Raw genomic sequence first — 19747 nt, 5'->3', positions numbered from 1 at the left:
ACATGAAAGTACTTGTAACCGGAGGCCTTGGATTCATTGGTTCTCACACAGTTGTAGAATTACAAAATGTAGGTTTTGAACCTGTAATTATTGATAATCTATCTAATTCTTCCATTGAAGTTTTAGATCGAATTACTAGCATTACCGGAAAAAAACCGCTTTTTGAACAAATGGATTTACGAGATAAAACTTCGGTTCAAAATTTTTTCAAAAAGCACAATGATGTTTCGGGTGTAATTCATTTTGCCGCTTCCAAAGCAGTAGGCGAAAGTGTTGAAAATCCGTTGTTGTATTATGAAAATAACATCAATGCGTTGGTTTATATTTTACAAGAATTACAACAAAAGGAAGAGGCACATTTTATTTTCAGTTCCTCATGCACTGTTTACGGTCAAGCCGAAAAGATGCCAATTACCGAAGATGCATCAGTTCAACCAGCCATGTCGCCTTATGGAAATACTAAACAAATTGGGGAAGAAATTATTACAGATGTGGTAAAAGTTTCGAATATCAATTCAATTCTTTTGCGGTATTTTAACCCGATTGGAGCTCATCCAACAGCAGAAATTGGTGAATTACCGATTGGTGTTCCTCAAAATTTAGTGCCATTTATCACACAAACCGGAATTGGATTACGACAAGAATTATCTGTTTACGGAGATGATTATCCAACACCGGACGGAACAGCCGTTCGCGATTATATACACGTTGTCGATTTGGCAAAAGCTCACGTTGTTGCTTTACAACGATTAATCGAAAAGAAAAATGCATCAAAAATTGAAACGTTCAATTTAGGCACGGGAACCGGAAGTTCTGTTTTGGAAGTAATTACTGCTTTCGAAAAAGTTTCAGGAAAAAAATTGCCCTATAAAATTGTTGGTAGGAGAGAAGGAGATGTTACTTCTGCATATGCCAACACAGACAAGGCTAATAACGTTTTGGGATGGAAAGCACAATCAACATTAGAAGAAAGTTTGGCGAGTGCTTGGAAATGGGAACTGAAAATTAGAAGTTAAGTTTTTTTAAATAAAATCATCTAAAGTCTAAAGTAAAATTTAGACTTTTTTTGTAAAAAAAATAGGATTTTTGCTTTGAAATTTAAAAAATTAATTGACATTTGTCTTTTTAACATAAAATTTATTTAATAATGAAAAAATTAATTGTTTTTGTATTTGCCTCCTTTTTGATTTCATGCAGTAGCGATGATGGTTTTGAGAATGCTAATGGTAGCGTAGATAAAAAATACGTTACAAAAACCACAACAACCGGAAACGGTGATTCAAATGTTTCAACTGTCACTTATGACACAAATAAAAAAGTGCTTACTGCATCAGATGGTGAGCAGATTAAATATTTTACCTACAGGAGTGACGGAAGTCTCGAAAAGATATCAGGTGGTGGAGATAATCTATTTACAAGTGAAGTAATCTCAACTATTTATGATGCTTATGAAATTGGGGATATTTTACAGTATGATTCAAACGGAAATCCAACAGTTTTAGAATTATATGAAGATGATTATTGGTCAGGAGAAAGATATGTTTATACTGCTACCATTTCTTATGATGACAAGCCCTTTACATTTTATCACACACTTGATGCTGCGGGTATTATAGATGTTTTAAATAGTACTCAATTAAATTTCGGAATGGCACCATCATCTCCAGAAATTATCATGGCAAAATTATTGTTGCCAGTAAATAACCCTTACCGAGCAATCATAAAAGATGAGGATAATGTTGAAATTGGAAGGGTAGAAGTAAGTTATAATTATGGTACAGACAAATACCCAATATCATCAACAGTTGTAATTAATGATGATGGTTATGTTGATCAATATAGCGTTCTATATGAGTATTTACCGTAAAGGTTAATGAATTTATTAGAAAATAATAGACAAAGGAGCTGATTTTATAGTCAAGCTCCTTTTTTTAAACTTGATTTCATACTTTTTTATTAAATTTGTTCAAAATCAAAGCAGTATGAAAGATAAAAAGCCAAAAAAAGACAAAGTTGAAGAGCCAACTTCCCTCTACGAAAAAACCAAACCTCAAGGAATTGGTGAAGATTTTGATTTTGATAAAGAGTTTGAAAAAGGATTAACACCAGAACAATTTAAAGCCGAAATGACCAAACGTATAAAAGCCTATCCTTGGAAAAAGTAATTTTTAAAAATGAAGTTCTACTCTACCTTGACGAATTAATTTATCTTCTTTTTGCAGAGGAATATTTTGCATATCCTGAAAATGCAGTGATTTATGTGAATAAAATTGTAGATTTTACAATAAATGAAATATCAACTTTTCCTCACAAGAAAACTCCATTCAAGTTGAAAAATCTCGGTAGTCGTTATATTTTCTACAAATCAAATTCAAGAACTACTTGGTACATTTTTTTCGAAAATCATAAAAACAAAATTCTTGTCACCTGAATTTTAAATAATCACTCTCCTTTAGCCAACGATATAAAATAAAATATCCTCACTTTGTGGGTGAGGATATTTTTTTAAAATTATTCCGCTGCGTTTTTCAGTTTTTCTTTACCGTTTTCAACAGCCTCTTCTGTTTTTTCTGCAGCATTTTCTAAAGCTTCACCTGTTTCATTCGCTGCATTTTCAACTGCATCTCCGGTTTCGTTTGCAGCATTTTCAATATCGTTTCCAACAGATTCAACTGCATCTTCTACTTTTTCTTCAGTTGTTTTTTCTTTACAAGAAACCACAAATAATGATCCCATCAATACTAATCCTAAAAGTGTTTTTTTCATTTTTGTTTATGTTTTAAAAGTTAATAAATCCTAATTATCAAATCAAGTGCCAAACTTAAATTAGGCCGAGATTGTTTCCACTTCTTTGTCAATCTTATTCACTAAGCCAACCAACACTTTTCCGGGTCCAACTTCTGTAAAGCTAGTCGCACCATCGGCTATCATTTGTTGAACCGATTGCGTCCATCGCACCGGAGCCGTCAATTGAATAATCAAATTCTTTTTTATTTCCTCCGGATCAGAAACCGCACTCGCTGTTACATTTTGATACACTGGGCAAATCGGTGTAGAAAAAGTCGTCGCTTCAATCGCAGCAGCCAATTCTTCTCTTGCCGGTTTCATCATTGGCGAATGAAATGCTCCGCCAACAGGCAAAATCAACGCACGTTTTGCACCTGCTTCTTTCATTTTTTCGCAAGCCAATTCCACGGCTTTATATTCGCCTGAAATTACTAACTGTCCCGGACAATTGTAATTTGCCGCCACCACAACACCATCAATCGAAGCACAAATATCTTCCACAATTTTATCTTCTAAATTCAAAACCGCAGCCATTGTAGAAGGGGTGATTTCACACGCTTTTTGCATTGCCAACGCACGTTTCGAAACCAATTTCAAGCCATCTTCAAACGACAATGCTCCATTGGCAACCAACGCCGAAAATTCGCCTAACGAATGTCCCGCCACCATATCCGGTGCAAAATCGGTTAAGGTTTTAGCCAAAATTACCGAGTGCAAAAACACCGCCGGTTGTGTAACCTTAGTCTCTTTCAATTCCTCAGCCGAACCTTCAAACATAATGTCTGTAATTCTAAAACCCAAAATATCATTGGCTTTTTCAAACAATTCTTTCGCCAAAGCCGAGTTTTCATATAAATCCTTACCCATTCCGGTAAACTGAGCTCCTTGTCCAGGAAAAACGTATGCTTTCATATACTATTCTAAAAAATTAATTCATTAAAGTTATAACAAATGTACTATTTATTTTTTTTGGAGCCGCAGCGTTTGGGCTTTTTTGGAATCGCAGTTCCCGCTGTCCGTTCCAATTTTTTGTTTTTCTGAAAAAAAACAAAAAGATTTCCACTACCATCGGGAGCAGAAAGGAAATTATTCGCATTTTTGGAAACAAAAAACCCGACAAATTTGCCGGGTTTAAGAATATAAAGTGATATTAGATTTTGTTTATTTTCTTCTGTCTTTGAACAACATAGAAAGCGAAAACAATTCCAATAATTATTAAATAAATTAAAGCAGTATCTATTGGAGCTCCCGGTAGTGGATCATCATCAGTTGGATGTGGGTCAATATCGTCATCTGCAAATAAACTGATAGGAAAACTTAAAATAAAAAGCGTTACTATCCAGTTGTAGAAACTTTTGTTTTTCATGGTATTTAGTTTTTTGGAAATTTTTATAAATTGTAATCCGGCGAACCAACACCGGATTACAACAAGTTATAGTGCTTTTTTAACTAACGTTTTATTGATTTTAACAAGCAAAACTTGATCTGCAAAATTGTTTTGACAAATAAACGTATCTGAATTTACATCTTTCTGATTCAACAACAATCTTCCTGTTAAATCATAAATCTCAATTTCATTGATTTCAAAGCCTTTTGATTCAACAGTTATTGTTTGTTTTACATTGTCTTTATAAACAATCCAATTGGAATTGTTTAAACTAGTTTCATCAATTGATAAAGGTTCGTTTTGATATACAATTTCAAAACGGTTTTCAAAAGTTCCAATTTCAGTTAAGAAAGTGTAATCAGCTTCACTAAGATTATGTATAATTCCTAAGTTCAAATCTCTTAAATAAATGATTTGATCATTTTCAAACAATCCATCTTTTTTACTAATATTAATTGTAAAAGTACCGGCATGCGTAGCTTTAAATCCTAAAGGAACAACATCCTGAACATCAAAAGGCAAACTTCTTCCTTGAATAACATACTTTTCATTGTCAATCAAACTGTAAATTGAATTATCAGAATAGCCAAACAATTTTGCATCAATTTGATGATCTACAGCCATTGTTGCATTTTCAACATAACCTAATAAAATTTGATTATAATTTGTTGTGCTATCATTTAAATTTAGCCACATACGGTGCTTTTCGGTATCAGCAGATCTAAAGAACTGACCATTACTGTTCGGGATACGCAAGTCATTTGTAAATTGTAATAAGAATTGTTGCTCTGCTTTAATAACAAAACCTTGTCCCACTTGAATAATTCCGTCTGGTTCTTCACCTCCGGCTGCAGCCATAGTTCCACCCATAGTTGTGAAAGAAGCATAATTATTAGCTGCATATTCACCATCAATTGGCGGAGCTTCGTGAGTCCAAAAATGCAACGAGGCAACATTACTATTACTGGATAAAAATTCTTCGGCATCAATTGGAGAAGGATAAGGATTTCCAACATAATTGTAGCCTAAATTATTGGCGGTTACATTAATTCCTATATCTCCATTGTTCGGACGACCGTAAAATAAACCTTCAAATACAGTTGGTGTTGCTGTTTCATTATACGAATTATAGGTGTTTGGAGCACGTACAGAATATCCTCTTCCAAGTTCAAATACTGAATTTGTTGCAATTCCGCTTGCGGAGAATGCATTGGCAGTTTCATCATAAAAATACACTCTTCCAAAAACGGTTCCAACAGCAAAGTCATACAGTTTCTGATTCTCTACCGGAGAACCCCATCCTGTTGCTTCCAATCTGAACATCGGATTACTGTTTTTATTAACTGATATTTTACCAACATTTGAATTCGTAGCCGTGTTCTGTGTTTGAACTAAATAACCATCGTTTTCAATTGTAAACGTGGCCAAAGTTTCTTCGGTAATAGCATCAACAGCTAAGTTTACTGTTTCAGTTACAGTTAAAGTTGCTTCACTTTGTACTAATAAAGAAGCATTCTCTAATAATGTAAGTGATTTTGCAAAACCTTCATTTCCGGTTGAGAGAATTGGTGCATTGGTTACGTCTGCAATCACAACACAATTTGATGAAGTAGGTACTCCACTTGGAGTCCAGTTATCTCCTGTGTTCCAATCTGTACTTACAGATCCGTTCCAAGTTTTAGAATTTATAGTTGCTGTTATTTCTATTCGTTCCGATTCGCAACTTCCTTCGGCAGCCGCAACATAAAACAAAGTTGTTTGTGCTAAACTCACCGTATAAGTAAATCCTGTGTGAACCAAATTCCCACCTGTTTCAGCATCATACCAATTAACTGTATAAATTCCGTCATTGCTCGTTTCAGCAAATAAAGTAACATTTCCAGGCTCACAAGTTGATGCTCCTTCAGTAAATATAATTTCTGCATCAGTTGGAGTGAATGTGGCGGTTACGGCTACGCGAGCTGATTCACATTCGCCATTATATGAGCTAACATAGTAAGTCGTGGTTTGTGTTAAAACAGGAGTTGTCCATTCGCCAATTGTAGTCGTGTCAACTAAGTTTCCACCAACTTCGGCATCATACCAACGGTATTCTGTGGTTGAAGTAGAACCTTCTGCTTCTAGCGTTATAGCACCACAACCTGAGCCATTTGATACAGAATCAATTGCAGCCGTACAAGGATTTTCAAATTCCACCGCCCAGTCGTGCAATGTTACAGTTGATGTCCCGCTTAAGGTTGCTACCAAACGAATTTGGTCATAAGCAGTCATTCCTGATAAATCGTGTGTTTTTTCACCGTCTCCACTTGCTGTAATGTTTGTATAACCTGCAACATCTGCCCACGTAGAGCCATTGTATTGCTGAATTTTTAATGCAACATTTCCTCCATTAAGCGTTTGGTTCCATTTTAGTTCACCATATTCCGTTACGTTTTGAACAGAAGCTAAATAGATTGGTGTTGAAGTAGCTGTTCCGTTTGGTGAAGCGATCGCTTGAACATTATCAAGGTATAAGTATCTTTCTGCATAATCGTTACCCGTAAAGTACATTATTATTTTCAATAGCTTATTGCCGGTAAAGCCATAAGATTCAACATTAATATTAATAGCATTACCTGTTGTTAATGTTGAATTAGGAGTCCAAGTGTGTACTAGCGTACCATCAGTATAACCTGTTTGGTTTGTTTCTGAAACATAGACTCTAAGTTGTGCTATAAATGCACTACCGCCCGTAGCTTCATAACCAGCATCTAAACTAATGTTTGATATTCCGTTCATGTTTAATGATTGGTAGGCTCCTGCTGCATCTCCATTAAAGTTACCAAACGAACTAGGATTACTGTTATAGATGTTTAAAGCATTTGCTCCTTGTGTGTTTCCATAAGGTTCTGAAGCAACAGTAAACCAACTTGGCTTTAATATTGTCCAGCCAGTTGTGCCTGTTTCAAAACTTCCATTAGTGACAACATTTCCACCACCACTTGATAACACAATATTATTACTACTGTTGGCCAATGTTCCGGAATGCGTAGCTGTTGCCAACTGTGCTTGAGTAGTTTGTAACCAAGAAGGAGTTGTGGCAGATGTTGTATGTGTAAAGCTATACGTTTCTGTTGACCAACTGCTCCATACATTCGCAGCTCCTCTTACTCTTGCTCTTACATAATATGTTGTGTTATCACTTGGAGTAAAACTGTTAGTAAAAGAAAAGTTCGCCGCTGTATTAATTGGATAAGTTCCTGTAAAAGTTTGTGTCCAACTTGTACCACCCGAAAATGTTGGGTTTGTATTAATTTCTACTTGATAATCTGTAGCTGGGTCGGTGGCATGACTCATTCTGAAAACAGGCGTAGTCGTATTAGTGCTACTGTTGTTAAACGTGAGTTGCTCGCTACCACCCGTATTACTAAAAGAAACATTGGTAGGAACTCCTACTTGTTGCCATTGCCAAGTAATACTTGAATTTTGTGCAATTGTAAAAGTAGCAGAACCACCAGTACCCGTTGCAGGTACACTTCCTGTTCCTGTCCAGCCCGTTACATTATATCCCGCTCTTGTTCCTGATGTTGCCGTAACCGATGCATTATTTGCAAAAACGTGAGGGCCATTTGCGTAGGTTGCTCCAGTGTAAGCTTGGGCTACGGTTAGGGTTCTGTCGGTAGCAAGAGGAGTTCCTCTGACAATAATGTCATCTACAATAAATCCGCCGCCTGTACCATCACATTGGTCAACTACCATTCTAAATGCCAGTCTGAAATTTGCTTGATTATTTCTTGTAGCTGGTAAAGTTAAAGTAGTTGTTTGAACACCTGAATTTCCATAATACAATCCACTAGGAAATGTACCATGAGCACCAGTTGTTCCACCTTGACCGCCAGTTTGATCCATTAACCAAGTTGAACCTCCATCTATTGAAGTATTGATTGTTCCGTAGTCATAAACGATACCTCCGCCAACTTCACCTAAACATCTCCACTTAAATTCTACTGTAATATTTTCATAGCCAACTGTAGATAAACCCACATGAGCCCATCTAGTTGTAGTAGGTATTACAGAACAATTAGCTCCATCCCAAGTTCTAAAAGGTTGATTTGTAACATTTGGATTGTTCCCATTATAGAAACCCATACCTAATGAACGACCGGAAATAGGTAATACGTTTGCATTTCCACCAGATATATTATTGGAAAAATTCCACATATGTCTATAGTTACCATATTGTGCAGCAGTGCTACTTGCTCTCCATCCATTAGTTCCTCCTTCTGAAACTATGGTATTTGTGTATGATCCGTTATTGCCATCAAAATTTTGTTGATAAATAATTGTCTGAGCATTTGTGATGGTTTGGATTAGGCAGAATAATCCAAGGATACAGGAGTATAAATTTTTCATATTACTCAGATTTTATTTTTAAATTAATTGTATTGATTTCTTGAGTATAATCTTCATTTGTAAAAGATCCACTTTGTGAATAAAGATTTTTTATACGTGTTTTTGAGGTAGATTTTTTTTCAGAATTTGATTCTACAGATTGTTCCAAAACCTGACTGTCTAGTACATTTTGATTTGGAGGAAGATTTGTTTCCTTTTTGTCATGTGTGTTACTTCTTAATTCCGATAAAATACTATTTTGAATAGTATGAGAATTGTTTTCCTGAATAATAGCGGATGGAACATCCTTTGCAATTCTGTTTAAAGAATTTTGAGCATTCCCCAAAAAAGGCAGTAAAAAAAGAAACAAAAAGCCTACGGTGTAGAGCAAAGAAATTTGTTTCCTGATAGAATGAGTAGTTCTAATCATGATAATGAAAATTGTTGTTAAAAGTTTGTTTTCGGAATAGCAATAACTCTATTTATTCTTAAAAGAAAAGAACAATATTGCCGAGGTTAAGAAATTGAATAGTTGGGGAAAAATTCTGAGCAAACATATATAAACTTTTGTCAATAAGCAAAATATAAAATTATAATTGATGAATTGTATGAAAATATCGATAAAAGTTGCTTTTTTGCTATTTTCAACTATTCATAATTATGAAAAAGTAATTTGTTTTTAAATTTTGTGATAATAATTACAGTGTTTTGCTTTTTTATTCAATATTTTTATATATTTGACAACAAACTAAATCCAAAAATGAATAAATTTTACTTAATCCTAACACTAGTGTTAGCAGGATTTTTGCATCCTGTTTTTGCTCAAGTAGGCGTGGGGACCACAACACCCCAAGGAGCATTAGATGTCAATTCTACTACAAACGGAATGTTAATTCCACGTGTTACACTTACCTCTGCCATTGTTGCTAATCCTGTCGTAAATCCGCAAGGCGGAGCTTTACAAAATGGAACTTTAGTTTACAACACTGCTACAAACGGAACTGCTCCTAACAACGTTGTTCCCGGCTTTTACTATTGGTTAACCAATCGTTGGGTTGCCATCGGCGGAAGCATTCCTGCTCCAACCGATGCATGGGCAATTAGTGGAAATGCCGGAACAAATTCTGGAACAAATTTTGTAGGAACTACAGACAATGTAGATTTACATTTTAGAACAAATGGTTCCAATAAATTTAGATTACCTTCTGCATCAAACCAAATTTTAGGTTATGGAGGAAGTTCTGCCTCGCCAACGTATAGCTGGGATGGTGGTACAGATACCGGAATGTGGCTACAAGGAGCAAATACAATTCGTTTTTCTACTGGTGGTACTGCTCGTTTCCAAATTCCTAATGAATTTCAAGTTCATGCCATGAATAGAGGAACTGCACTTTTACCATTTTATAGTTTTTCTGCCGATGCAAATACCGGACTTTTTAGCCCTTCTGCTGATAATTTAGGATTATCTACAAATGGTGGAGAAAGAGTTAGAATTACCAATACGGCGGTTGGTATTGGTGTAACCACACCCAATGCAGCCTTAGATGTAACATCAACAACAAGTGGTTTTATTGCTCCCAGAATTATCCTTACCGCTACAAATGTTGCTGCACCGGTAGTAAATCCAAATGGTGGCGGTGCACCGCTAGCGGGAACGATTGTTTATAATACAGCAACAGCTGGCACAGCTCCAAATAATGTGACCCCTGGTTATTATTATTGGGATGGAGCTAGATGGGTTAGAATGGAAGGAGGAGCTACGGCAAGTGCTCATAACACTTTAGACCTTGCATATGATGAAGGAGGTGCGGGTGCCGGAAGAGCAATTGTTGCCGATGCAGGTTCGGTTTTAATTTCTGGAAACAATAGTGATAGCGGACTACAAATAATTAATAATTCTACTGCAAGTGGAGTGAGTGGACAATATAATTCTGTTATTAATAATGGTACAATTGCTTATGTAGCCGATGTCAATGCAGATGGAGTAGGTGTTTTGATAGATCATAACGATACAAATAATCCCTATTCTGGACTTCAAGTAACTACCTTGTCAAATAATACAAATTCTGCAGGAATATATGCAAGCTCTGTTGGTACATCATCTGCCCTAGCTATTGAAGGAGGTTTTGGAGGCACCTCAACAATAGACGCAATGACATCAACTAATTTTAGAACAAATGGTGGTGCCGCTATTGATGCTTTGGGGGCAATTGGAATCCGCTCTACAAGTCAAGTAAATGGCGGTTCTGCTTACAGTGGTTATTTAAATGCAACGCAAGGAACTGCCGGTCAGTTTAACGGTGCTGGCACAGGTTCTTTAACTCCGAGTTCTTTATTTACGGGTAATCAAAGATACGGTCTTGTTTCTCAAGGAACTCTTGTGGGAACGAACTCCTCTTTTACGGGAACTGTGGGGGCTGCTTTTGAAGGAGTTATGAGTTATTATGGTTATAATATATTATTTTCTACCGCTATTGCGTTTAATGACTTATGGGATATTTATTTTAGATCTTCTCAACCTAACTCAAACAAGACATTAATAGCAAATGTTATTGGACCAGGGGTCAATGCTACAACTATTAAAAAGGACGATAAGACTTTTGTGATGCCAGCTGTTTCTGCACCAGAAAGTTTGTTTCAGGATTATGGAACAGGAAGATTAATTAACGGACGTGCTCAGATTAAAATTGATGAAATTTTGTCCGATAATATTTTGGTTGATGAAAGACATCCTTTAAAAGTTTTTATTCAGTTAGAAGGAGAGTGTAACGGTGTTTATGTAACTAATAAATCCGCAAAAGGATTTGATGTAATTGAATTAGCTAACGGAAATTCAAATGTAGAATTTTCATATTCTTTAGTTGCCACAAGAGCATCTGTTAAAATAACTAAAGAAGACGGAAGTCAATCAGAATTAAACTATTCTGCAAGATATATGAATATTGATGCAGAACCAACTACAATACCTTTAATAGAAGATAAAGGAAGTGATAGAACAAACCCAATTAAAAAATTAAATCAATCCAAAAAGGAAATAGAAAGTAAAAAATAAATCATCTTTAACAAAAACAAAAAGAGGAGCTGTCTAAACAACTCCTCTTTTTTTATCTTAAAACTTTCCGCTTAATTCTTCACAAATTTTTGATTAACAACTGATCCATTATCTAAAGTAATTTGAACAGCATAAATTCCGTTTGCTAACGAAGAAACAACTATGCTGTTTGTTCCGTTTGATTTTGCTACAGATTGCCCTAGCATAGAGATAACTTCAATAGATTCAACATTATAATCCGACTTAACAAATAATTCTGATTGAACCGGATTTGGATATAATCCAATGCCTTTTGAAGCATCACCAACGCTCATAGTGCTTTCAGTATAATTAATAACTAAATACGGTTTTTCATCTGTATCCCAACCAGAGGCAATTAAATATTCACCTTCAAAAAAGTCTCCTTGTGGCATAAATCCAACCGAAAAATAATTTTGGGCTAATTGATTTTGAATGTCTATGGCTATTTGATTTGCTGTAATAGTATGATTTTTCCAACCAATTGTGTTTAATGGTGCAGTAATTACCGGAGAATATCCGTTTTGATTAATGGTGTTATAAAGCGTTGTTCCGTTTGCAGTTACCGGATTTATAGTAGAAGGTATTTGAGAAATTACCATTGAATGTCCGTTAGCTGGGCTGTAATCAGGACTGCCATCTTCAATATAAAAATGAATAGTTGTTCCGGCATCAATGGTAGCATCATCAGGAATTGAAGTGGTGTTAAATCTCGCCCATCCTCTTAAAAAATCTTCTTGCCCTAAAAAATCTTCATCTCTTCCAAAGCTAATAAAACTATCAACTTTATATCCATCAGAAGAATAAACACATCCGGTGTGCATTTCAACTTCATCTGGATAAGTTGTTACGGTTGGATCAACTAATATTGGAAATGTTCTGGCTTGGCTTAATAACCAACTTGTTTTTACTTTTGTTAAAATAGTTAATCGGTTTCCGCTTGCAAATACGTCAATAAATGTATTTTTTTCACGTAATTTTCTTTTCCCTCCATCAACAGAATAGGGAGATTCATATAATAAAACAGCATTGTTTTTTTCGTCAAATATATAGATACCTTTTTCTGTTGAAATATGTTTCCATGTTTCTGGAAGTAAAATTTCTTCCGAAAAAACTAAATAATCTGCACCAACAGGAGCATTTGCAATTGCATTTTGTGATGGGATGATGAAGTTTAATTTTCTTTTGCCATTTGTGATTTTGAATTCGGCATCAATTTCTCCAAAAATGTTATTATAGCTTGCTTTGTTATTGTTTACAACAATTGTTGAGTTCGATTGATCAACAGTTGCTGTAAGCTGACCATTAACTTCCCAATGCATTTTTGTATTTAAAAATTCAGAGACTGTTTTTCCTTCAATCTTATTTTGAATTCCATGAGCAGAAGTTGCTCCAAAATGAGATTCCATCAAATTTTCAGTATTGGCATAAGGATAATTCGTGTTATTACTATTTTTAATTGATGTGTTAATGGGATGAAAACTACCGTCTTTTCTATAGTTAATAGGTGATGTGCCTATTGCTGCTGAAAAAGTTCCGTTTTCATTTAAATAATGGTTAGCAAATAAATCACGTTTTGAAATTATTTCTTCTCCTTTCATCGATTTTAATGGAGATTCAACCTGTTGAGCAAAAGTAATACTAGAAGAGAGTAGAGCAAGTGCCAAAATCGATTTACTCAACATCTGCTTGACTTGAGTTGTTTCAAATGTAAAATTGTTCATGTAAAATTGTTTAAGATTATTGATTTAGTTTTCAGGGTAAACCTAACAAAAAAAAGTTAAATTATGAAATAATTATAAGTAAATTCGCTTGTTTATTGAATTAATTAACTAATTATGTTTTGATTTTGTTTATAAATACTAAAAGAAAAGACCTGACAATTCTTAAAAAAAAGCCAGGTCTAAAAAATCAATCAATCAATTATTTACTCCATCGGAACATCCATCAACAAAATTTCTGCATCCGAAGTAGAAGTAATTTCTAACTTTTCAGTATCCCAGACACCTAACGCATCGCGGGTTTCTAAAGTCTGACCGTTAATTGTTACACTTCCCGAAATCACAAATGCATAAACACCATTTCCCTCTCTTTTTATAGTGTAATTTTCAGTCAATCCTTTTTCAAATTTACCTAAATGAAACCAAGCATCTTGGTGAATCCACACACCGGCATCTTCCGGATTTGGCGATAAAATTTGTTGTAATTTGTTTTGTCGGTCGTTTACGTCCAACGTAATTTGTTGGTAACGAGGTTCCACATTTTGCTTATTTGGAAACAACCAAATTTGCAACAATTTTGTTCTTTTATCCGCATTCGGATTAAACTCACTGTGTCTGATTCCGGTTCCTGCACTCATCACTTGAACATCGCCAAACTTAATGGTTTCAGTGTTTCCCATACTGTCTTTGTGAGCCAAATCGCCTTCCAAAGGAATTGTTATAATCTCCATATTATCGTGTGGATGAGCTCCAAATCCCATTCCACCGGCAACAGTATCATCATTCAACACTCTCAAAACACCAAATTGAACTTTATCCGGATTATACCAATTGGCAAAACTAAAACTGTGGTAAGCATTCAACCATCCATGATCGGCATGACCTCTTTCATTGGCTTTGTGTAAAATTGTATTTTTCATAACTAATAGATTTGTTGTTATTTATAGTACAAATTTACAACCATAAGAAGGGTTTAGCACTTAATGTAGATTAAGAAAGTTGTCGGTTGTCCGTTGTCGGTTTGTAAATCCCTAAATAAGGTTGACCGGTTTTTAATACTAATGTTTAAATTTATCACTGATCAAAAATAAAAGTTATTCTGAAATTTTTAGCCCTTTTAACTGGCTAAAAAAATTTTGGAAATAACTTTTATGATTTTTATCCCGAACCATTGTCATAGATTTCAATAATTGGATTTTTATAATTCTTTTTGAAACAATTTTCATAAAACTCTCTCGGTGTCATTTTGTTTAAATTTTTATGAATCCTCTTTTCATTATAATGCCAAACTGCTTTGCTTATATTTCTTTGTAATTCCTCAAATGTTTTTGGCTTCCAATAATCCAAATATTCTTCTTTAATTGTTCTGTTTATCCTTTCAGCATAAGCATTATCTTGAGCAGAAATTGCCATACTGACTCTTGAACCCCTTGACTTTAATAGATTTATATACTCATGATATAAATATTGACTTCCCCTATCGGAGTGATGAATTTTTGGAGCATCATACTCTTTCAAAGCTATTTCTAACGCTTCAAGGTTTGCTGTTCCTCTCATATGGTTAGATATTCTGTGACCAACAATCAACTTTGTATATACATCAACAATAAAAACAGCATAATAAAATCTTTCCCCCAAAGCGATATAGGTAATATCTGATTGCCATATTGTTGACGGTTTATTAACCAAATATCCTTTTATTAAATTTGGATATTGATTTGCAATGGAATAAGTTGTCCGTTTGTAATTCTTTTTATACTGAACTCTAAATCCTAAATCCATCATAATATCTATAAACCTATCTCTTCCTAAAAACTCTGGTCGAAGTACGTAATACATTTTTTCAACCCCACAACCCGGATGCTCTTTCCTTAATTCTTGAGCTTCGATTACTAATTTCTCTACTTTTTCGGTGAATAATTTTTGTTCTTTACAATATTTATTCACAGCTTGTTTAGATATAGTAACAACCTTGTACAGACTATTTAAAGAGAAACTTACTTTTTCTTTGTTCTCTCTAAACCATTGGATTGTAGGGTGCTTGAGTTTTTTTTAATGTCAATATTTAGCTCATCTTTGGCAATATCAATCATCTTTTCCAAATACTCAATCTGAATTTGCTTCTGACCAACTATTTGCTCCAAACTTTTAATTTTCTGCTCTAGCTCTTTTAGCTTTTGAGTGTTACTTTCTTTCATCTCAACAACCCGTATTCCTTTTTTGTTAAAGGTAGAAAATTTATAAATCCATTGATAAATAGATTTATTACAGATACCATATAATTTTTCTAATTGATAAACACTGTAAATTCCGCTTTCATATAACGAAACTATTTCCTGTTTAAACTCGGTAGAATAAAATCGATACTTCTTAATTTTTCTCAAATTTGCTTTCATATAAGTTGACTTTTGTGGTCAACCTATATCAGGGACGTACAGTTATCAGAGAACAGAGAACAGACAACAGACAACCGACAACAGGCAACAGAGAACAGACAACGGATAACAGACAACCGAAAACTACTTCCTCAACATCCGACTTTTCATCTTACTAAAAAACTCAGGAGTTACACCTATATAAGAAGCAATCTGTTTTTGAGGTACTTTTTGAATGAGTGTGGGGTATTTTTTGCAGAATTTTTCAAAACGATCTTCAGCAGGCAAACTTAAATTATCCATCAAGCGTTCTTGATGAGCAACCAAGGAGTTTTCGGTTAAAATTCTGAAAAAGCGTTCGAGTTTCGGAATTTCAAAATACAATTGTTCTTGGTTTTCTTTGGATAACAAAACCACTTCCGAATCTTCTAAAACTTCAATAAATAAATTGCCCGGTTTTTGAGAAAGTAAGCTGTACATATCGCCAATCCACCAACCTTCGCAGGCAAAATGTAGCACGTGCTCCACAATATTGTCATTAATATTGAAACTTCTCAGCAATCCCGAATTGACAAAATAAGAATGTTTGCAAATTTCTCCGGCATTGTGCAAAATGGTTTTTGCTTTGAAGTGTTGAACTTCGATTTTTGATAAAAACAGTTGTTCCTCGTCTATAGTTAAGGAAATGTGTTTAGAAATGTTTTGAAGAATGGATTTCATTAAGTCAAAAATACAATTTTAATTTTATAGAAATGGTATCTTTGAAAGATTGAAATTTAAAGAATGAAAACCGAAAAAGATAAAATGTTAGCCGGCGAAATTTATTTTGCAAATGATAAAATTTTAGTTGCAGAACGATTACGTGCCAAAAAGTTATTACATAAATTAAATGTGACCGAATATGTAATGAATGGAAATGCAAGAAATATTCTTCATCAACTGATGCCAAACGCTCATAAAAGACTGTATGTTGAACCACCATTTCACTGTGATTATGGTTATAATATTCATGCAGGAGAAAATGTGTATTTCAATGTCAATTGTGTCGTTTTAGACACGATGAAAATAACGATTGGTAACAATGTTTTCTTTGGTCCAAACGTTCATGTTTACACAGCAACACATCCTCTAAATCCAATTGAACGACGAACGGTTGAGTTTTCAAAACCAGTTTCAATTGGCAATGATTGTTGGATAGGCGGAAATACAGTGATTTGTCCGGGTGTTACAATCGGGAATGGTTGTACAATCGGTGCCGGTTCGGTTGTTACAAAAGATATTCCCGATAATTCATTAGCCGTTGGAAATCCTGCAAAAGTGATAAGAAAGTTAAGCTTTTGATGGATGTTAAAATGAGAATTTATGTTGATTTATGAATGAACAGAAACCATTTTAGCGGCTGTTTTTGCATTTTCTACAATATCTTCCATCTGAGTTTCTAACGAATCATTTACCAAAGCAACACCCATTCTGCGATAAGGTCGTGAAGTAGGTTTCCCAAAAATTCTGAAATCTGTTTTTGGTAAAGCGGCAATTTTTTCAATTCCGGAATAAGTAGGATGATTTGAATTTTCAGTAGCTAAAATAACCGCACTTGCTCCTGCTTTTTCTAACGTAATTTCCGCAATTGGTAAACTCAAAATTGCTCGTAAATGCAATTCAAACTCATTAAAATTTTGCGTTCCGGCTAAGGTAACCATTCCGGTATCGTGTGGTCTGGGCGATAGTTCTGAAAAATAAACGCCTTCATTTGTCAAGAAAAATTCGACTCCAAATAACCCGGCTCCACCTAATGCTTCAGTCACCTTGCGAGCCATTTCTTGAGCTTCCAAAATGTCTTTTTCAGAAACGTTTGCCGGTTGCCAACTTTCTTGATAATCGCCTCGTTCTTGTCGGTGACCAATTGGTGCACAAAATAAAGTGGGTAAATTATTGTTTTGCGTTACGGTTAATAAGGTGATTTCGGAATTAAAATTGACAAACGCTTCCACGATTACTTCTACTACATCACCACGAGAACCTTCCACGGCATAATTCCAAGCTTTGGCAATATCTTCGTTTGATTTGATAGTCGATTGACCTTTTCCGGATGAACTCATTAATGGCTTAACCACACACGGAATGCCGACTTCTGAAACCGCTTTTTCTAATTCTTCTGCTGAAGTGGCGTAACGATAATTTGCTGTTCGTAAGCCTAAATCATTCGCAGCCAAATCACGAATGGCTTTTCGATTCATAGTAAAATTTGCTGCTTTCGCAGATGGAACAACGGTTATGCCTTGTTTTTCGTAGTCATAAAAACGTTCTGTTCTAATGGCTTCAATTTCGGGAACAATGAAATCGGGTTGGTGTTTGGCTACAATTCGATCGAGTTCGGCACCGTCTAACATATTGATGATTTCAAAACTGTGAGCCACTTGCATCGCAGGAGCATTTTCATAACTATCGACAGCAATGACGGTTTGGCCAATTCGTTGTGCAGCGATGACAAATTCTTTTCCGAGTTCTCCGGAACCGAGTAGGAGGATTTTTTTCATTTTTTTATTCTTGAAATAAACAATCCATGTTCAAATCGTTTTGAACATAACCACTGTTTTCATTAATTTTTAAACCATAGGTTGTTAACATAGATAAAAATACAGCTTTTTTTGTTTTTGTCTCTCTTTTGAAAACACCAATTTTTTGCCGTAATTCACTACTGTATTTTGCCGTAATCAAATAATCTTCCTGAGAATATTTAATTTCAAATAAGTTAATTACTTGGTCGCGTCTGTCGATTACTAAATCTATTTGGACATTTTGTTCTTCAGTACGGCTTATCCAACTAGATATTTCAGTGTAAACACCACTTATTCCCAATGCTTTTTTAATTTCTGAAATGTGTTGTAAACATACTATCTCAAAGGCATATCCACTCCAAGCACGTACTTTAGGATTGTCAATATTATGAAGCCAATATCCTTTTTTAATTTTATTTTTTTCTAAAAAGTTGTGGTAAAATAAACTGTATGCATCAGTTAATTGATATAAACTATTTCTTTTTTTCTTTCCGAAGGGTTGATAAACTCGAATAAAATCTGAAAGTTCCAAATCATTCAAAATAGCACTTAGAGTTCCGCCTGTTTTGAACTTTGCAATTTTGACAATTTCATCACGAGTTAGACCCTTGTTTTTAGTTGCTAATGCTTTTACAACACTTATATAATTTTCAGGATTTGAAAACAATGCTTGATATAGATTTTGATATTCTTGATATAACAATCCACTTTCATCAAATAATAAATCATCAATACATTGATCAATACTTTTGCCTTTTTCTATTCCTTCTAAATAAAAAGGAACACCACCAAAAACCATATACGCCTTTACAAGTTGATAACGATTGAATGCGATGTTTTTACTTTGAAGAAATTCTTCTGTTTCTGCTAAATTGAATGGTTTTAAGTTGATTTTGTGCGTTACTCGATTATGTAAACCGCCTTTGTTATTGAATATTTTTTTAACAATCCAAGATGTGGCGGATCCACAAACAATCAATAATATGTCTTTTCTGTGTGCTGCCCAGCCATTCCAAAAATGTTCTAAAGCAGAAAGAAAATTTGATCTTGGCGTGTCTAACCATGGTAATTCATCAATAAAAATTACTTTTTTTTCTTTTTTTGACGCTACTAAAACTTTTTTCAAAATTTCAAAAGCTTCCAACCAATTGTTTGGTTGAGGTGTTTTTTTTGATGAATAGTATTGTAAAGAATTTGAGAAAGCTTCTAATTGCTCTGTCATTCCTACATTTGCGATTCCTGTATGTTGAAATGCAAAAGTTTTAAAATAGTTTTTGATTATGAAAGTTTTTCCAATTCTCCTTCTCCCATAAACAGCTACAAAATGAGACTTTTCTTCCTCATAAAGTCTCTTAAATACTGCTTTTTCTCTATTTCTACCAATGGCTTCCATTCAATTATAATTAGCCACAAATATAATAAAAAATTAATTTATGGCTAATTATGATGTAGAATGTTTAGTATGTTAAAAAAAATAA

18 protein-coding genes are annotated in these 19747 nt (G+C 34.5%); 6 read left to right on the top strand and 12 right to left on the bottom strand.

All coding sequences use genetic code 11. The annotated features are described in order from the left end of the window. Positions 1-2: 2 nt before the first annotated feature. The 4 genes from galE (at position 3) to M0M57_RS04180 (ending at position 2431) form a co-directional block, all read left to right on the top strand. A complete protein-coding gene (galE, locus tag M0M57_RS04195) occupies positions 3-1016 on the top strand; it encodes a UDP-glucose 4-epimerase GalE (RefSeq protein ID WP_248435672.1) in 1014 nt (337 codons plus the stop codon). A gap of 131 nt (positions 1017-1147) precedes the next feature. Further along, complete coding sequence (locus tag M0M57_RS04190; protein ID WP_248435669.1) at positions 1148-1867, top strand: hypothetical protein; 720 nt, start codon at positions 1148-1150, stop codon at positions 1865-1867. 115 nt (positions 1868-1982) lie between these two features. Beyond that, positions 1983-2165: a hypothetical protein gene (locus M0M57_RS04185; protein ID WP_248435668.1), complete on the top strand. Its 183-nt coding sequence runs from the start codon at positions 1983-1985 to the stop codon at positions 2163-2165. Beyond that, positions 2153-2431 (top strand): hypothetical protein, encoded by a 279-nt coding sequence (locus M0M57_RS04180; RefSeq protein ID WP_248435665.1) that lies wholly within the window; start codon positions 2153-2155, stop codon positions 2429-2431. Before M0M57_RS04185 ends, M0M57_RS04180 begins: the two co-directional genes overlap by 13 nt. Positions 2432-2511: 80 nt before the next feature. On the opposite strand, the gene M0M57_RS04175 is transcribed toward M0M57_RS04180, so the two are convergent. The 5 genes from M0M57_RS04175 to M0M57_RS04155 form a co-directional block, all read right to left on the bottom strand. Beyond that, positions 2512-2766, bottom strand: coding sequence for a hypothetical protein (locus M0M57_RS04175; protein ID WP_248435663.1), 255 nt, complete (start codon positions 2764-2766; stop codon positions 2512-2514). Positions 2767-2826: 60 nt separating this feature from the next. Further along, positions 2827-3699: an ACP S-malonyltransferase gene (fabD, locus tag M0M57_RS04170; RefSeq protein ID WP_248435661.1), complete on the bottom strand. Its 873-nt coding sequence runs from the start codon at positions 3697-3699 to the stop codon at positions 2827-2829. A 238-nt stretch (positions 3700-3937) separates the two neighbouring features. Beyond that, positions 3938-4153, bottom strand: coding sequence for a hypothetical protein (locus tag M0M57_RS04165; RefSeq protein ID WP_248435660.1), 216 nt, complete (start codon positions 4151-4153; stop codon positions 3938-3940). A gap of 66 nt (positions 4154-4219) precedes the next feature. Continuing rightward, the gene (locus tag M0M57_RS04160) at positions 4220-8566 is read right to left on the bottom strand and encodes an Ig-like domain-containing protein (protein ID WP_248435658.1); all 4347 of its coding nucleotides are present in this window, start codon (positions 8564-8566) and stop codon (positions 4220-4222) included. Between the two features lies 1 nt (position 8567). After that, positions 8568-8975: a hypothetical protein gene (locus M0M57_RS04155; RefSeq protein ID WP_248435656.1), complete on the bottom strand. Its 408-nt coding sequence runs from the start codon at positions 8973-8975 to the stop codon at positions 8568-8570. Positions 8976-9305: 330 nt separating this feature from the next. On the opposite strand from M0M57_RS04155, the gene M0M57_RS04150 reads away from it, so the two are divergent. Further along, complete coding sequence (locus M0M57_RS04150; protein ID WP_248435654.1) at positions 9306-11597, top strand: hypothetical protein; 2292 nt, start codon at positions 9306-9308, stop codon at positions 11595-11597. Between the two features lie 71 nt (positions 11598-11668). Here the strand turns inward: M0M57_RS04150 and M0M57_RS04145 are convergent, their stop codons facing one another. From M0M57_RS04145 to M0M57_RS04125, 5 genes are all read right to left on the bottom strand, one after another. Beyond that, entirely contained in the window at positions 11669-13339 is a 1671-nt protein-coding gene (locus tag M0M57_RS04145; RefSeq protein WP_248435652.1) for a T9SS type A sorting domain-containing protein, read from the bottom strand. Between the two features lie 203 nt (positions 13340-13542). Further along, a complete protein-coding gene (locus M0M57_RS04140) occupies positions 13543-14256 on the bottom strand; it encodes a pirin family protein (protein ID WP_248435650.1) in 714 nt (237 codons plus the stop codon). Positions 14257-14494: 238 nt separating this feature from the next. Beyond that, positions 14495-15316, bottom strand: a complete 822-nt coding sequence (locus tag M0M57_RS04135) for an IS3 family transposase (protein ID WP_248436719.1) — start codon at positions 15314-15316, stop codon at positions 14495-14497. 17 nt (positions 15317-15333) lie between these two features. Further along, the gene (locus tag M0M57_RS04130; RefSeq protein ID WP_248433141.1) at positions 15334-15732 is read right to left on the bottom strand and encodes a transposase; all 399 of its coding nucleotides are present in this window, start codon (positions 15730-15732) and stop codon (positions 15334-15336) included. Positions 15733-15855: 123 nt separating this feature from the next. Further along, positions 15856-16431: a Crp/Fnr family transcriptional regulator gene (locus M0M57_RS04125; protein WP_248435648.1), complete on the bottom strand. Its 576-nt coding sequence runs from the start codon at positions 16429-16431 to the stop codon at positions 15856-15858. A 63-nt stretch (positions 16432-16494) separates the two neighbouring features. Between M0M57_RS04125 and M0M57_RS04120 the strand changes: the two genes are divergently transcribed. Next, positions 16495-17052, top strand: a complete 558-nt coding sequence (locus tag M0M57_RS04120) for a sugar O-acetyltransferase (RefSeq protein ID WP_248435646.1) — start codon at positions 16495-16497, stop codon at positions 17050-17052. Between the two features lie 29 nt (positions 17053-17081). Here the strand turns inward: M0M57_RS04120 and purT are convergent, their stop codons facing one another. Continuing rightward, on the bottom strand, positions 17082-18248 hold the full coding sequence (purT, locus tag M0M57_RS04115) for a formate-dependent phosphoribosylglycinamide formyltransferase (RefSeq protein WP_248435644.1): 1167 nt from the start codon (positions 18246-18248) through the stop codon (positions 17082-17084). 4 nt (positions 18249-18252) lie between these two features. Next, complete coding sequence (locus M0M57_RS04110; RefSeq protein WP_248435642.1) at positions 18253-19662, bottom strand: AAA family ATPase; 1410 nt, start codon at positions 19660-19662, stop codon at positions 18253-18255. Positions 19663-19747 lie beyond the last annotated feature (85 nt).

The sequence above is a fragment of the Flavobacterium azooxidireducens genome, from assembly GCF_023195775.1.
Taxonomy (GTDB): domain Bacteria; phylum Bacteroidota; class Bacteroidia; order Flavobacteriales; family Flavobacteriaceae; genus Flavobacterium; species Flavobacterium azooxidireducens.
Note: the sequence above shows the minus strand (reverse complement) of the source record. Positions and strands in the feature narration are given on the sequence as shown.